Genomic DNA, 14,986 nt, shown 5'->3' with positions numbered 1-14,986 from the left:
GGCGTTGGCGCCACGTCTGGACGCCTTGAAGCCGCAGATGCAAGCCCTCGCTCACCAGCAAGCGGATTGGCAGCGCCAAGACCAGCTTCTGCCATCGGGACAGTGGTCAGCACAAGGGCAAGCGCCTGCTTTCGGGCGGGCGCACGCGCGGGCGGTGTGGCTTGTCTATGGCAACCCGCGTGGCGACGCCCCACAACCCCGTGAGGCGCGACTTGGAGCAACCCTTGCTGGCAAAGCGGCAAGCGCAACCCAGTGGCTCTGGTTGCCTGTAGGCGCCAACGCCTGGTCAGGCTCAATGCCATACCCGCGCTCACACGCCCTGGCCAACGCCCGCTGCGGCCAGCCGCCGCACAAGACACGGTCCGACTCAACCGCTCCCCCACCGGTGTCACTGGGTCACGCGTGTTGAGCGCTCAACCGATTTTTCCATTCCCCTTGACTCCCAAGACAATCGCTACAAAAGGGGAGTGGTTCAGATTAATTAAAATCGAAAAATTGTTTGCAGGTATGGGCGGCCGTGTGACCCGACGGGAAATGCCGGGGTGATTAAATTCGTGTTCCTTAGTCCAATCCGTTTAACCGAGCCAGCTCTTTAACCGTTCGGCAATTTGAGGACGACGCAGCTTTCGCATGGCTTTACTTTGAATCTGCCGTACCCGTTCGCGGGAAAGGTTAAACAGACCACCCACTTCTTCCAGCGTGCAGGGTTTACTCGAGGTCAAACCATAGCGCAGAGAGATGATATCTTTCTCGCGCTGCGTCAACACATCACCCAGGACGTCCCAGATTTCCTGGCGCAGCATGGTTTCGCTCATCTGGGCTTCAGGCGATTGGGTATCGCCATCTTCTAATAAATCCATCAGTTCCGTATCTTCGCCCTTACCCACACGGTGATTTAACGAGAGCGATTTACGACGTACCTGCTGTAGATGTTGCAACTGTTCGGGTGTAACCTCTAAAGCGGCGGCTAGCTCAGCTTCAGTGGGGTTGCGGTGTAGCTCTTTACGCAAATCCCGATGGGCTTTCTTCAGCTTGTTCAGCTTTTCAACGATATGAATCGGTAGCCGAATTGTGCGGGCGTCGTTCGCGATCGTCCGCGTGATTCCCTGCCGAATCCACCAGTACGCGTATGTAGAGAACTTATAGCCTTTATCGGGATCAAATTTTTCGGTTGCACGGTTCAAACCAAGCGCACCTTCTTGAATAAGATCCAGGAACGGCACGCCCCGATTTAAGTAACGTTTTGCGATCGAAACAACTAGCCGTAAGTTCGATCGAATCATCTTACGCTTAGCAACACGGCTGCGATACAAACGATGTTCCAACTGTCGTTCAGTCAGCCCTACAGCCGCTGCCAATTCTTCTCGACTAGGCAACTGTCCAAGCTCTTCAATGAGGCGCGTTTGGACAGCATCAATATCAACCAAATAACGAATCCGCCGTGCCAATTCAACTTCTTCGTTTGGCTTGAGCAATGGATAGCGTGCCATCTCCTTAAAAAAGGCACCCACCGCATCATCAGTGCTGGTTTTGCTGTAGCCGGAAGGGCGAGCACTGGCGATCTGATCCACGTCCTCATCGGCGCTGGTAGCATCCTCATCGGCATCCATAACATCACCAACATTCATCACGTCATCAACCGCATTCTCACCTTGATAAAATTCGGCTTCAACGGCATTAATGTCCGATAGATCAGGCTCTCCTAGATCTTCGGCAATCAACCCAGCTGGCATATCGCCATCTGCTACCAATTGCAACGAGTCGAGCGAGTCAAGCTTGTTAGAAGGCTCAGGTTGGTAAGTTGTAGTGGGTTGGGGCGGTGTCAGCTTCTGGTACATATGAATAATTGATGTGTAAGGGGCTAACGATTCAAAAGGGATGTACGTATACAGTGGTCTAAAAACAGTGCTGTTCCGGTAGAGGCAACGTCGTTTGAGTAAATTCTGTTCGTCTTAAGTCATCTTTGGTTTGCTGATCTTAACGGTTGCATTCCAGAATTGGGGAAGGGGCTTGACCGCTTAGAAGCAATAACCGATGAACGTTACCGCACAGTAAGCTGATCGCATTCTGTTAAGCTACTTGAAGCAAAATTTTAGTTTGTTCGCTCAACTACAAAAATCAATTTGAAAACCATGTCACAAGAACTTAGTGAACGGCTGAGAGTGACCAGCTGAGAAGGCGGATAGTGAGGGAAATGAGCCAAGTTGCAACAATGAAACGATTCTAAACAAAATATGAAAAGGCTGATGATCAAGAGCCGATCGCTACTATTGCCAAACGTCATTACCTCGCCATCAAACAACTAGGCTAGAGAGTCATCGCAATCAGTCCATTGCGACATCAGAAACGACTAGCCGCAATCTCGGTAAGCGTTCAGAAGATATGCTTTTCCGATACTGCCAAGACCCGCACTGAAAACAATCCAGTCATTGCGTTGTTATAAAAGGCTCCCACACAGTTAATCGTTCTCCCCTCTATCGGTAGGGTGAAAACCGCCTGCCACAAGCTAGAGTGTGAAGAACAAGCTTAGAGCCGTCCTCTGAGTGTTTTCCCCCGCATGTCTGTTTTGGCTGAGCCTGGAACCAATGATCAAGCAAACGTGCCAATGACCACCTGGGTTGAGGTGCTAGTGGATTGCCCAGGTGCACAGGGGATTTTTACCTATCGGTTGCTGCCACCGTTGATCGTTCAGCCCGGTGATCTTTTGAGCGTGCCGTTTGGGATGCAGCAGGTAGGGGCGATCGCCATTCGCTGCCTGGAGCAACCACCCGCTGATCTAGAAGCAAAGCAAATCCGGGATGTTGACGCCACCTTACAATCGAGATTCTTCTCGGCCACTTACTGGCAGTTGTTAAACCGTGTTGCCGACTACTACTGCACCCCACTCATGCAGGTTGTACGCGTAGCACTGCCGCCAGGGCTGTTGTCGCGATCGCAGCGACGGGTACGGCTGGTAGGCAGAAAAGATCAAGGCGAAAGGATCAAGGATAAAGATGCGACTAGTTTATCCCTCACCTCCTCACCCCCTCATCCCCTCACCCCTGCGGCTCAGCAACTCCTCACACTCCTTCACGCCAGCAAAACGGGGGACTATAGCTGGCAATACTTGCAGCGTCAGTGCCAGGGAGCCTACCGAGGGCTGCAAGAGTTGGTTAAAGATGGTCTGGTGGCAAACTATCTGGAACCACCTACAACCGTTCGCCCCAAGCAGAGATTAGCCGTCACGCTCGTTGCCTCACCGGCCCCATTTGATCTAACCCCTAGACAGCAGGAAATTTTGGCCGTGCTCCGGCGGCAAGGAGGCGAACTTTGGCTGACCGATCTGCTGCAGTTGTGTCAGACCAGTTCCACGACCCTGAAAGGACTGGCGCAGAAGGGGCAGGTGGTCATCCAACCGCGTGAAGTGCTCCGGCGGGAAGGTGGGCCAACCGTCACTGCTGATGTAGCGAAGTCGTTAACGCCAGACCAGGCGGCAGCCTTGGAGCAGCTTCAAGCACTGTCTGGCTTTACTCAGGTTTTGCTGCACGGCGTCACTGGATCGGGCAAAACAGAGGTGTATCTACAGGCGATCGCGCCGCTCTTGCAACAAGGGCAATCAGCCTTGGTACTGGTGCCAGAAATTGGACTCACGCCTCAGTTGACCGATCGCTTTCGTGCCCGCTTTGGCGATCGCGTCTGCGTTTACCACAGTGCCTTGTCTGAGGGCGAACGGTACGACACTTGGCGGCAAATGCTGAACGGTGAAGCTCAGATTGTGATTGGCACTCGGTCTGCCGTCTTCGCACCGCTGCCGCGTTTAGGGCTGATTGTACTCGACGAAGAGCATGATTCCAGCTTCAAGCAAGATCAACCAGCCCCTTGCTACCATGCCCGCACCGTTGCTGAATGGCGAGCTGAACTGGAGCAATGCCCTCTCTTGCTGGGGTCGGCAACGCCTTCGCTGGAGAGTTGGGTAAGGATCAGAGGGCAGGGGGCAGAAGGAAGGAGAGAGGAGAGAGGGGAGAGAGGGGAGAGAGGGGAGAGGGGAGAAGAGCCAGAATCGACTCCACACTTAGAACTCAAAACTCAAAGCTCTCTAGCGAAGCGGCACGTTCACAAAGTGGCTCCTTCGGAGCTTGCGCTACTCAAAACTCTCCCCCCCTCCTTCCCTCGCCTCTTCCTCTCCCTCCCCTCGCGCGTCTACGATCGCCCCCTACCGCCGATCGAGGTGGTCGATATGCGTCAGGAGTTGCATCAAGGGAATCGTTCCGTGTTTAGTCGATCGCTGCGATTGGCACTCATTGCGATGAAAGAACGGCAGCAGCAGGGCATTCTGTTCATTCATCGCCGTGGGCACAGCACCTTTGTTTCCTGCCGAAGCTGCGGCTACGTCGTCACTTGTCCCAACTGCGACGTTTCGATGGCCTATCACCACAGCCATACGGAAGCGACGCCTTTGTTGCGCTGCCACTACTGCAACTACAACCGACTGTTGCCGAACGATTGTCCAAGCTGCCAGTCTACTTATTTCAAGCATTTTGGCAGCGGCACTCAGCAGATTGCGCAAGCGTTGACACAACAATTTCCTGATCTGCGATCGATCCGGTTTGACAGCGATACCACTCGGACAAAAGGTGCGCATCGGGCACTGCTGACTCATTTTGCGGCTGGGGAAGCCGATATTCTAGTCGGCACACAAATGCTGGCAAAAGGGATTGATCTGCCACAGGTGACTCTGGTAGGCATCCTGTCGGCCGATGGCTTGCTGCACATGGCGGATTATCGTGCCAGTGAGCGCGCGTTCCAAACCTTGACACAGGTGGCAGGCCGCTGTGGGCGGGGAGATGATCCGGGTCGGGTCATTCTGCAAACCTATTCACCCGAAGCTGCGGTGATTCAGGCCGTACAGCAGCATGCGTATGAGCGGTTTGTGGATGACGAGTTACAGCATCGATCGCAGCTTCACTACCCGCCCTACAGTCGCTTAGTCTTACTGCGTTTCGCTAGCACCAGCCCAGTTGCAGTACAGCAAGCCGCCGAACGGGTTGCCTTAGCCTTGGCTGACCTGGAAGCACAAGGCGTTGAGCGCCTGGGGCCTGCGCCCGCGACCATTTTGCGCGTTGCCCGTCGCTATCATTGGCAAATTTTGCTCAAACTGCCGCTCGATCAACCAGTGACGCTGCCCGATGCCACTGCACTCCGAGTGCTCTGCGCGAGCAGTGTCAGCTTAACGATCGATATTGATCCACTGCATCTGCTCTGAGTCACGCTTGAAATGGGAACGCTAGAAGCGCCTCGTCGTCAGTTTCGTGTCTGTCTTTGGGTATCCATCTTGGAGCGCTCGATAACCTCCCACCACCAGCCATCAGCCTTTAACGTCTATCCGCCCGAACTCATATGACTATTGCTATCTTGCAGCGCCTGCACATAAGGAGAACCTCTATGTCATTGCAATCTCTTAGACTCACTGCACTGATTGCACTATTGACTAGCATCACCATCCCGACGGTCATAACATCCGCGCAGGCAGCGGGAGTGCGCCAAAGCACCGCTGCCGTTCCAACCACCTTCGTTCTGGCACAAGCGCAGGATCACGACTCACTACTCAAGCAGGGTCGCGCGTTGCTGGACGATGGCAAGCCCGATCAGGCGCTGGCGGTGTTTAACCAGGTGCTAGCAGCCGATGCAAAGAATGTCGAAGCCTGGCTTGGTCAGGGCAATGCTTTCTACTACTTGGAGCAGTATGAGGGCGCGATCGCCGCTTACAAACGCGCTTTAGCATTAGATGCCCAATCGGTGGCTAGCTGGGTTGGCTTGGGCAATGCGCTGGATGATACGAAACAGCCAGAAGCCGCGCTAAAAGCCTACGATCAAGCGCTGAAACTGGATGCAAACGATGCCAATGTTTGGTACAACCGGGGCGTCACACTGGGTCGGTTGCATCGCTATCCAGAGGAGGCCGCTGCGTATGATAAAGCGGTGCGCTTGCAGCCAAACTATGCCAGTGCCTGGTATAACCGGGGCATTGTGCTTGCCAAACTAGGGCGCTACACAGACGCGCTAGCAGCTTGCGACCAAGCTGTGAGGCTAGACCCCAAGCGGGTCGATGCCTGGATTAATCGTGGCAATGTGCAGTTTGATCTCAAACGCTATCAAGAAGCGATTAAGTCCTACGATCGCGCGCTCGCGCTGCAACAAAACAGCGAAGATGCCTGGTTCAATCGCGGTGCGGCATTGATCAATCTCAACCGCTATCAGGAGGCGATCGCATCATTCAACGCGACTCTTAAAATCAACCCCAATAATGCCGAGGCACGTAAAACGCGAGACAACCTGCTGAAGCGGGTCGAACAGTTCAATCCAGAAGTTGTCTAATCGATTGGGGGCTGCACAAGTTGATGTCCTGCCTTTGATAGCGCCTGTACCGCTCTGTCCAGATTTGATTGCTTCACAAGAATGTAGTCGGTTTCATAGGTTGAAATGGCAAAAATGCCAATGCCAGCCTCTGCCAACGGTGCCGCGATCGACAGCAAAATGCCCGTTAGTGCAAAGTCTAACGATCCTTCAACCTTGAAACAGCGCCAATCCCGCTCTAGTCCTATCGCCTGCACGCCCAGTGACATGTTTGCTTGCGAACAGACGATCGACCGTTCATCCTCAGTCCGCGTGATGGAAAAGAAGCCTTGTAGACTCCATGCAGGTATAGGCTCGTTTTGCTTCAACCGACAGACCGCAAACACGTCTGGCAAGACAGAAAGCGTGAGACCTGCTGTAGGCATGAGAGTGTTCTAATCGCTAGCCGCCCGCGATCGCGGGAATAATGCTCACTTCATCGCCATCTTTTAGCGGTGTGTTAGCGCCTTCCAGAAAGCGAATATCTTCGCTATTCACGTAAAAGTTGACGAAACGACGTAGCTCGCCTTTGTCATCACACAGACGTGCCTTGATGCCAGGACAACTGGTTTCAAGCGATTCCAAAAGACTAGCAACCGTATCAGCGGTGCATTCAAGCGTCGCCTGATTGTTGGTGAGCTTTTGTAGCGGGGTTGGAATGAGAACTTTGATGGACATGGTTCGAAAGGATAAAGGATGAATGATAAAGGATAAAAGAGCACAAGGGCGAAGGGATAAATAGCTGCTTCAGTCTTCTTAGCCTTCAGCCCTTAGTTTCGTCCTTAAACTAATGCTTGCTGCCATTCCAGGCGCTCCAGCGTACGAGAGCGTTCCAGCGCCCGTTCGAAGCTGTCCAGCTTGGGCTCGATCGTGAGGGGCTCACCAACGTAACCTTGTACCGCTTCTTGAGTCTTCAGACCGTTGCCCGTGATGTAAACAACTGTGGTTTCGTCAGGGTCAATTTTGCCCGCTTCCACCAGCTTCTGCAAGACAGCAACTGTAGTGCCACCAGCCGTTTCGGTAAAGATGCCTTCGGTCTCTGCCAGGAGCTTAATGCCTGCAATGATTTCAGCATCGTTGACGGATTCAATGTTGCCGTTGGTTTTGCGGGCAATATCGATCGCGTACACACCATCCGCTGGGTTGCCGATCGCCAGCGATTTAGCGATCGTGCTGGGCTTCACAGGCGTCACAAAGTCTCGTCCTTCCCGGTACGCCTGAGCAATAGGAGAGCAGCCTTCCGCTTGTGCACCGCTAAAGCGAACGTGCTTATCAGCGACTAACCCGACATCAACAAACTCTCGGAAGCCCTTATAAATCTTGGTGAAGAGAGAACCGGATGCCAACGGAGCGACAATGTGGTCAGGCAACTGCCAGCCCAATTGCTCTGCCACTTCGTAGCCCAGTGTTTTAGACCCTTCGGAGTAGTAGGGACGCAGATTGATGTTCACAAAGCCCCAACCATGCGTATTCGCCACTTCGGAGCAGAGACGATTTACCTGGTCATAATTGCCCTGTACCGCCATCACTGTGGGGCTGTAGATTAACGTGCCCATTACTTTACCGGCTTCTAGATCGGCGGGGATAAAGACGCAACAGTCTAAACCTGCATGTGCCGCGATCGCTGCCGTTGAGTTTGCCAGATTGCCCGTGCTGGCACATGAGACCGTTGTGAAACCCAGCTCTTTTGCCCGTGTCAATGCGACTGATACCACCCGATCCTTGAAGCTGAGGGTGGGCATGTTGACGGCATCATTCTTGATGTACAGCTTTTTCAAACCAAGTCGACGAGCCAGGCGGTTTGCCTGCACTAATGGTGTTAGCCCCGTACCAACATCGATTGGCTGATTGGTTTCAACCGGTAGAAAGGGACGGTAGCGCCAAATGGAGTGAGGGCCTGCCTGAATGCTTTCACGGGTTACTGCTCTTCGGAGTGCATCGTAGTCATAAGCGACCTCCAATGGACCAAAGCAAAACTCGCAAACGTGCATTGCCTTCAGTTCGTACTCTTCACCGCACTCTTTACATTTGAGAGCACGAAAGGTCGCAGCAGATTTGGTTTGCAGTTGAGTTGCCTGAGTCATGGTCAGAATCTCTTTATTTAAGGCAGAGGACAGTGTGATAAAGCAGAAGACAGTGTGAGGCAGAAGAAATGTGAAACAGAAACAATACGAAGGTATAGAGCCAAGTGTAACTACCAAACTCGAATGATGGTAACACGGGTTACAAAACCAGTCAAACATACCCGACTTTTTTTATCGGGTATTTGGAAAACCTTGCAGAACGTTGGTTTGAAGTCTTTGCCTGTTGTTAGCTCATAAAGTCGTTTTGATTACAGATAATCTTTTCTCGATCAACGAATCTGTTAGCACTGTGGCTCAACGTTGTAAATGCAAGCGACTACGTTGGGCGATCGTCATCCCTCCAAGCCGTTGCAGGTACGTCCTTCTCCAGCCTTGATAGTGGGTCAAGTGACAAAGGTGTACCGCTGATTACCCATTGCTAACGATTAATCGACTAGTAGTGATGACGCAGACACGAGCGCCGATCAATTTATGTCTGGTCTATGCCACAGCTAAGGTACTAGATCCATCTCTACTAAAGGTCTGAGTTTGCTGAAAGCACTTCAACGCTTTTGATAGAGCGGTTGCATCAAAGATTACCCCAAGAGGGGTATGTGCTTTTTGTCAAATAGTTGTTATATTCTGTAATACAAGGCGACAAGAGATTTCTTTTCTTAGGCAACTATAAGAGGAATCTGCGATCGCTCCCTCCCATCCGAGCAATTGGAGAAGGGAAACGTCAGAATACACTCTCTCAATCTGGAGTCGAATATGAACCAACCTGTTGACCTGTCTTTGGAGCAGCAATTCAGTATCCGTTCCTTTGAATCCCAAGTGCAGAACATGAGCCGTGAACAGGCTCAAGATTTCCTCGTCAAGCTGTATGAGCAGATGGTGCTGCGTGAGAATATGTACAAGCACTTTCTGAAGCACCAGTGGGGATTGGAGTCGGGTCCTCAGTTCCAGTAGCTATGTCTGCGCTGTAGACGACCTCTGTCTCTTGCTTTTTTTCAAGCAGAATGAGAGAAAGCTGGGGATGTCGGGGCGTCAAGTGCGGTTCATTTAGTCTTTTGTTCTTGCGGCTGTACGTCGCTGTATTTAAATCTATTAACTAGTCTTTCTTAGCCTTACTCGTAAGTCCTACCGCTGGTTCTTACTCCGTTCACCCTTAAAGGGTACTCTTCGATAACTGTGGTCTGGCTTTGATTGCCTGGTTCACTTCACCTAATGCCATTGCATGCTACCCATAGGCTCCGCTGCTTGAAAGCGCTAATTATTAGAGTTGTTTGAATTATTCGTGCTATTTCCGCACTTTGTAGTACTGCTTTGATTGAGGTCATAGAGCTTCGATCGAGTCGTCGCCCTGCGAAGGCATGCAGCAAAAAGACCAGAAGTTTCGCTACATTTCATGCCCTGGCTTCGGTAGAGCTGCAGAGAGCCATCCAAAAGTCTGCGTACCCTCTGCTAGGGCAAGCTTTTGCTGTCGGGTTAACTGCTTGATGGCGTATTCTACTCGTAACGCCTCTGTTTTCGTTTGCAAAGACCAGGATGCCAAAAGCTTTAGAGGACGATGGGCCCGTGTGTAGCGTCCGCCTTTACCCTTGTTGTGGGTTTTGAGCCGTTGCTCAACGTTTTTGCTGTAGCCTGTGTAAAGCGAGCCGTCAGCACAGAGCGCAATGTACACATGATGCTGTTCGGATGCTGGCTCAGTCATGGGCGCTGCTAATTGGAGGGATGCATTTAGGAGGGACGTTTCGCGTTCCTTGCCTGTCGCAGGCCATAACGTTTCTACAGAAGTAGGCGTTCTCAAACTAACCCCAGGTCTAGCAATGCCCACTCATGATGCCAACCTGATTTGCCGTTGTAGGGTAGCAGCATTGCGACATTAGCTAGATCTGCCTCGTATCGCCCGTACCAGGCGATAGACTCCAGCGTTACCGATGACTTGGTATTGAGTGGGTTGTAGCCCCGATTCCCGTAGCGGTTTCGCTCCAGCAATGATCAGTGCACCAGTGCGATCGGTCGGTTGAGCTTGAAGATAGTTCGCGACTTGAGCAGGCTGAGTCAAGTAGGTCACGTGCTGGCGAGTATAAAACACCAGACTCGGCTTTTTGAACCCAAGCATCAACAGATCTTCGGTTGGCTGTTTCGTCTGCAACGCCACCTGGGCAAGCTGCCGTAGAGGTAACTGTCGCTCAGCATCGGCAATCAGCACAAACGGGTGCGCGACCAAGATTAAAAACGCGAGAAAGCCGAGTAGGTTAGCCAGCCATAGCCAACGACTGCGCCATAGCAGTAGCCCGATCGCGACAATTACCGTCAGGCCCCAAACTACCCCACCCATGACAGGCAGTCCTGCTGCTTGAATGCGTAGCCCGAGGTTGGGCATCCAGGGATCATCGTCTAACCAAGTAGGACAGTAGACGATCGCAGCCATCACTACCAGCAGCAACAGTGTATTTAAGACACCGCTCATACGGAAGCCAGGCTGCTTGCGAAGCTGCGGTCGTGTGATGTAATCCGTCCAGAGCAGCGCTACTAGAATGGCAGCAGCGGGCATCAACGGTAACGTGTAGCTAAAGTACTTGGTCGTGGCGATCGTGAAGAACCCTAAAATCACCACAAACCAGAAAAAGGCAAACAGACCGAGTTGCTGAAGGCGCGGCTGAGCCTGCCAATAGCGGCGTTGTAGTGGCTTAACATGGGCGATCGCGGCTGGCAAAAAGGCTGACCAGGGCAAAAAGCCAACCAGAATGATCAGCAGATGAAAGTACCACGGCCCCGCATGATGATTGACAACCTGCGTGAAGCGCTCAATGTTGTGATAACCAAAAAAGGAATCAATGAAGGCTTCGCCGTTTGCTAGCGTTACCAGCACATACCAGGGCAACGAGATGACTAGCACCACCAGTCCACCCCTCACCAGCCGCACCTCCCTCAACACCTCTCTGCCATTGCCGACATACAGCAAAAAGCAGCCGATGATGAGACCTGGCAATAGAATACCGATCGGCCCCTTAGTAAGCACAGCCAACGCCATCAGCACATAGAAGGCAAAATACCAGCGCTTCTGCTGAATCGGACGATCGGTCTGAGCATAGCCGAGAAAAAACGCTAGCAGCGAACTACCAAGGCACGCCGTGAGCAGCATATCGGAGTAGCCTGTACGTCCCCAAAAAAAGGTATTGGGGTTGAGAAGCAGCATCGTTGCACCAAGCCAGGCGGCAAGGTGTGAGGGTGTGAGGTGGGGAAGAGCGTTTTGAGTCGCGCTTTGCGCCGCTGAGTGAGAGAGTTCTAAGTTTTGAGTTAATTCTGGCTCCTCTCCCCTCTCCCCTCTCCCCTCTCTTTTCCCTCCTACGTCACCGTAACGTTGCAGCGTATAGAAACAGAAGAGGACGATCGCCAAGGCTGAGAGTACAGATGGCAGACGAGCCGCAAACTCATTGATGCCAAAGCCTTGAAAGGCAAAGACCATCAACCAATAAATTAACGGCGGCTTATCAAACCGTGGTTCACCATCAAAAGCGGGTGTAATCCAGTCGCCAGTAAACGCCATTTGTCGTGAGGCTTCGACAAAAAGGGGTTCAGTTTCGTCAATGAGCCCAATGCTGCCAACCTGCCAGAACAGCGTGATACCCGCGATCGCCAGCAGCCAGAGTAGCGGTACTGCCCAGGCAAGCATGGGATACTTCTGCCAATAGTGCTGCATCGGCTGAGTAACGCGAGCAACGTTCAAACTCATGCGCTTTACCTTTCAGTTCCGTATCTCGCTTTAGTTCCGACCTTACTTTAGCGGTAAATTGGTACGAGCGTTTTCGCTCTCTAAGATAGCCGCTTGCCGCGTGAGTAAAACCCAATTTTCGACAGTCCCCAACGGCTTCACAAAGGGCAAAGCCAACTTCGTCAGGGTCGCTTGTTCTACCAGTAGATACGGATGGGGATCGTGTTGCCAGTAGTCCTGGAACGCGGCGGGAAGCTGGTTGCTATTGGCAGCGCTTTGGATCATGCGCCGATCGCTGTAGAAGTTAAGCGAGGGACGGCCATAGGGATAGAGTGTCCAAACCGTCGCATCGGGAGGGGTATTTTGCCGAACAAGCGCTGCAACAGGCTTCACTGGATACGATTCTTCCAGTTCCCACAGCCAGTAGGGCGAGGCTACAAAGAGCAGCAGTGAGACATACATGCCCCAGAACAAGACCAGCATAAACTGCGAATCGCTTCGCCAGAGCAGGACGATCGCGGCAGTCAGCGTCAGTGCAACCGCTCCCAAAATGACGGGTAAGCCCGGTTGAGGCTGGGGACTGAGAATGCTGAAATAGAAACTGCTCACCCAACCCGCGATCGCAAGCAAGCTCAAGATCGCGATCCAGGCGATCGGGTAGCGGCGACGCTTGGGTTGATGGAGCCACAGGACATCGGAAGGTTGCCAAACGTCAGAAAGATAGGCACCGACCGCGATCGCGAAGGCTGGATAAACAGGCAGAACATACCAGGGCAATTTTGTACTCATAAAGGAAATAACCAGAAGATAGCCTGATGCCCACACCAAAATGAGCTTTGCCCAACTCAAATTCCGGTTTTCCCATGCCAGCTTCAAGCCCTGCGGGAAGAACAGTAGCCAGGGTGCGCTATATTTCAAAATTTCGAGTAGATAGTACCAGGGTTCGCCCCGGTTTCCCTCGACGGGAACAACTACCCGATCGAGCGATTGGCTGAATAGGCCGATCGTCAAAAACGGCTGACCGTAGTACAACCACTGCGCCCAGTACCAGGCGACAACAGGGGCACTACCCAACAGCACACCAACCCAAACGTAGCCAGAGGTCAGCAAACGAGGGGTATCCCAAAGGATAAAGGCGATCGCGATCGCGCCCAACAACAGCGCTACGATGCCTTTCGTCAAGCAGAGTAGTCCAAAGGCAATGCCAACGCCCAAGCCCCAGCGCAAATCTCGCCGTGTCCGTAATAAACAGACGATTAACAACAGAAAGAAGTACAGCACAGCTCCATCCAGCATTGCCAAACGACCATGCCTCACGACAGGCAGTAGTGTTAAGTAAACCAGCGCTGTAAAAATCGCAGGCGTTCGCTGGGAGAACAAGTGCCGCCCAATGCCATACAGCAGCGGTACTGAGAGCGCGGTCAGCGTGGCCCCAGGCAACCGCGCCATCCATTCATTCACGCCACCGAACCGAAAGGTCAGCGCCATCAACCAGTGCATCAGGGGTGGTTTATTAAAATACGGCTCACCCGCTAGCGTTGGATGCAACCAGACCAATGAACCGGGTGGCGATCGCCAGATGTCCCGCGCAACCTGTGCCACTGTGCCTTCATCCCAGTCTCGCAGCGGTAAGTTGCCCAAATTTAGGCCAAGCAGAATCCCTGCTGTCACGAATAGCCCCAGCATCCAGAGCCGATCAATCCACAGTGCGACGATCGATGAATGACTTGGGTTATTCCAGGGCAGGGGTTTGCGAAGCATGTAGAGATTTTAGAGGCAGAGGAGGGCCGTTGTTAGTTGCTAATGGTTAGTTGTTAGTCGTTGGGGAAGGAGGCCGTTGAGGGCATCACTTAAAATCATTGGTCCGCTGCCAGCCGAACGCACTCCTTGCTGCTCATACCAAATTAAATTGCGATCGTGGCAGATCTTCGGTAGGGGCGTTTCGCGAAACGCCCCTACGATAGCTAATGGTTCTGAAGCGCGTTTAAATTGATATCAATTTTCCTCATTACGAGTCACAGGTACAAATTTTTCGAGCCACTTTGCACCACTCAACGTGAGCAGTACCAGCAGTGTACCAATCAAGCTAAGTTGCCAGAAACCAACGCTGGCTGACATTCCCAGTGCCGCTGTCGCCCAGATTGCGGCGGCGGACGTTAAGCCTTTCACCGCTGGTTTACCCGGCTTTGCCCGTGATTGATGCACAATCTCGCCAGCGCCTAAAAAACCAACGCCTGTTGCCACACCTTGAACCGCACGGCTAACAGCATCGGGATGAGCCGTGCCGCCGATCGTGGTAATCACGACAAACAGTGCGGCTCCCAAACTCACGAGCATGTGTGTTCTCAAGCCACCCGTTTTGCCAGCCATCTGGCGGTTCAAGCCGATCGCCCCACCAATCAGAGACGCTAACAGTAATCGCCAAGTTAGCCCCCACCAATCGTCAGCGCTGACCCAAAGGGATGCTACAAGTACTGCCAATCAGCCCACCTTCGTACAAGAAACCCAGAAAACTGATTATAAGACGTAGAGAGAAGAGGCGAAAGTGAACACGCATATCGTTTGGGATGGTGCCTCTTTGAGAGTATCCAGCTAGCTTCACAAGCAAAGGCTGTTTGAGCAGTCGCTTGTGTGCCATAAAAGTGCGTCCAAGCATTCGGTAGCTGTCTCTCAAACGTGTGGTCGGCAGGCTGTAGGGAGGTTACAGTTAACATCCCTACAGCATAAAAATGCCCCCTTCACTCAATGAGCAAACGGCCCTCAATAAGCAAGCGGCAATGGTCGCGTTGAGGGGTTAATCTCTGGTTGAGGTGTGGCAGATGGGCTTGGA

11 protein-coding genes and 1 pseudogene are annotated in these 14,986 nt (G+C 52.6%); 4 read left to right on the top strand and 8 right to left on the bottom strand.

Features of this window, described 5'->3' with window-relative positions; translation table 11 throughout:
* Positions 1-303, top strand: a pseudogene (locus tag C7B82_RS32320) (IS110 family transposase); the annotation flags it as partial.
* A 272-nt stretch (positions 304-575) separates the two neighbouring features.
* Here C7B82_RS32320 and C7B82_RS14135 read toward each other — a convergent pair.
* Positions 576-1,838, bottom strand: a complete 1,263-nt coding sequence (locus tag C7B82_RS14135; protein WP_425443607.1) for an RpoD/SigA family RNA polymerase sigma factor — start codon at positions 1,836-1,838, stop codon at positions 576-578.
* 719 nt (positions 1,839-2,557) lie between these two features.
* Here C7B82_RS14135 and priA point away from each other — a divergent pair.
* Both priA and C7B82_RS14125 read left to right on the top strand, forming a co-directional pair.
* A complete protein-coding gene (gene priA, locus C7B82_RS14130; RefSeq protein WP_106256928.1) occupies positions 2,558-5,242 on the top strand; it encodes a primosomal protein N' in 2,685 nt (894 codons plus the stop codon).
* 179 nt (positions 5,243-5,421) lie between these two features.
* On the top strand, positions 5,422-6,354 hold the full coding sequence (locus C7B82_RS14125; RefSeq protein WP_181357495.1) for a tetratricopeptide repeat protein: 933 nt from the start codon (positions 5,422-5,424) through the stop codon (positions 6,352-6,354).
* On the opposite strand, the gene C7B82_RS14120 is transcribed toward C7B82_RS14125, so the two are convergent.
* From C7B82_RS14120 to thrC, 3 genes are all read right to left on the bottom strand, one after another.
* Positions 6,351-6,758: an ACT domain-containing protein gene (locus C7B82_RS14120; protein WP_106256926.1), complete on the bottom strand. Its 408-nt coding sequence runs from the start codon at positions 6,756-6,758 to the stop codon at positions 6,351-6,353. The two genes, C7B82_RS14125 and C7B82_RS14120, sit on opposite strands and share 4 nt — an antisense overlap.
* Positions 6,759-6,774: 16 nt before the next feature.
* The gene (locus C7B82_RS14115) at positions 6,775-7,050 is read right to left on the bottom strand and encodes a MoaD/ThiS family protein (RefSeq protein ID WP_106256925.1); all 276 of its coding nucleotides are present in this window, start codon (positions 7,048-7,050) and stop codon (positions 6,775-6,777) included.
* Between the two features lie 104 nt (positions 7,051-7,154).
* Entirely contained in the window at positions 7,155-8,456 is a 1,302-nt protein-coding gene (gene thrC / locus C7B82_RS14110) for a threonine synthase (RefSeq protein WP_106256924.1), read from the bottom strand.
* A gap of 750 nt (positions 8,457-9,206) precedes the next feature.
* Here thrC and C7B82_RS14105 point away from each other — a divergent pair.
* Positions 9,207-9,404 (top strand): NblA/ycf18 family protein, encoded by a 198-nt coding sequence (locus tag C7B82_RS14105; RefSeq protein ID WP_106256923.1) that lies wholly within the window; start codon positions 9,207-9,209, stop codon positions 9,402-9,404.
* Positions 9,405-9,834: 430 nt separating this feature from the next.
* Here the strand turns inward: C7B82_RS14105 and C7B82_RS14100 are convergent, their stop codons facing one another.
* The 4 genes from C7B82_RS14100 to C7B82_RS14085 form a co-directional block, all read right to left on the bottom strand.
* Entirely contained in the window at positions 9,835-10,149 is a 315-nt protein-coding gene (locus C7B82_RS14100; RefSeq protein ID WP_106256922.1) for a GIY-YIG nuclease family protein, read from the bottom strand.
* 171 nt (positions 10,150-10,320) lie between these two features.
* Positions 10,321-12,177: an ArnT family glycosyltransferase gene (locus C7B82_RS14095; RefSeq protein WP_181357494.1), complete on the bottom strand. Its 1,857-nt coding sequence runs from the start codon at positions 12,175-12,177 to the stop codon at positions 10,321-10,323.
* 42 nt (positions 12,178-12,219) lie between these two features.
* On the bottom strand, positions 12,220-13,917 hold the full coding sequence (locus tag C7B82_RS14090) for an ArnT family glycosyltransferase (RefSeq protein ID WP_106256921.1): 1,698 nt from the start codon (positions 13,915-13,917) through the stop codon (positions 12,220-12,222).
* A 234-nt stretch (positions 13,918-14,151) separates the two neighbouring features.
* Entirely contained in the window at positions 14,152-14,637 is a 486-nt protein-coding gene (locus C7B82_RS14085; RefSeq protein WP_106256920.1) for an MgtC/SapB family protein, read from the bottom strand.
* Positions 14,638-14,986 lie beyond the last annotated feature (349 nt).

This window comes from Stenomitos frigidus ULC18, from assembly GCF_003003795.1.
In the GTDB taxonomy this organism is placed as follows: Bacteria; Cyanobacteriota; Cyanobacteriia; order Leptolyngbyales; family Leptolyngbyaceae; genus Stenomitos; species Stenomitos frigidus_A.
This window is presented reverse-complemented; position numbering and strand designations above follow the sequence as displayed.

Coding starts and splice junctions, on each gene's coding strand:
- C7B82_RS14135 (WP_425443607.1), bottom strand. CDS start 1,838: ATGTACCAGAAGCTGACACCGCCCCAACCCACTACAACTTACCAACCT.
- C7B82_RS14100 (WP_106256922.1), bottom strand. CDS start 10,149: ATGACTGAGCCAGCATCCGAACAGCATCATGTGTACATTGCGCTCTGT.
- C7B82_RS14125 (WP_181357495.1), top strand. CDS start 5,422: ATGTCATTGCAATCTCTTAGACTCACTGCACTGATTGCACTATTGACT.
- thrC (WP_106256924.1), bottom strand. CDS start 8,456: ATGACTCAGGCAACTCAACTGCAAACCAAATCTGCTGCGACCTTTCGT.
- priA (WP_106256928.1), top strand. CDS start 2,558: ATGTCTGTTTTGGCTGAGCCTGGAACCAATGATCAAGCAAACGTGCCA.
- C7B82_RS14090 (WP_106256921.1), bottom strand. CDS start 13,917: ATGCTTCGCAAACCCCTGCCCTGGAATAACCCAAGTCATTCATCGATC.
- C7B82_RS14120 (WP_106256926.1), bottom strand. CDS start 6,758: ATGCCTACAGCAGGTCTCACGCTTTCTGTCTTGCCAGACGTGTTTGCG.
- C7B82_RS14095 (WP_181357494.1), bottom strand. CDS start 12,177: ATGAGTTTGAACGTTGCTCGCGTTACTCAGCCGATGCAGCACTATTGG.
- C7B82_RS14115 (WP_106256925.1), bottom strand. CDS start 7,050: ATGTCCATCAAAGTTCTCATTCCAACCCCGCTACAAAAGCTCACCAAC.
- C7B82_RS14105 (WP_106256923.1), top strand. CDS start 9,207: ATGAACCAACCTGTTGACCTGTCTTTGGAGCAGCAATTCAGTATCCGT.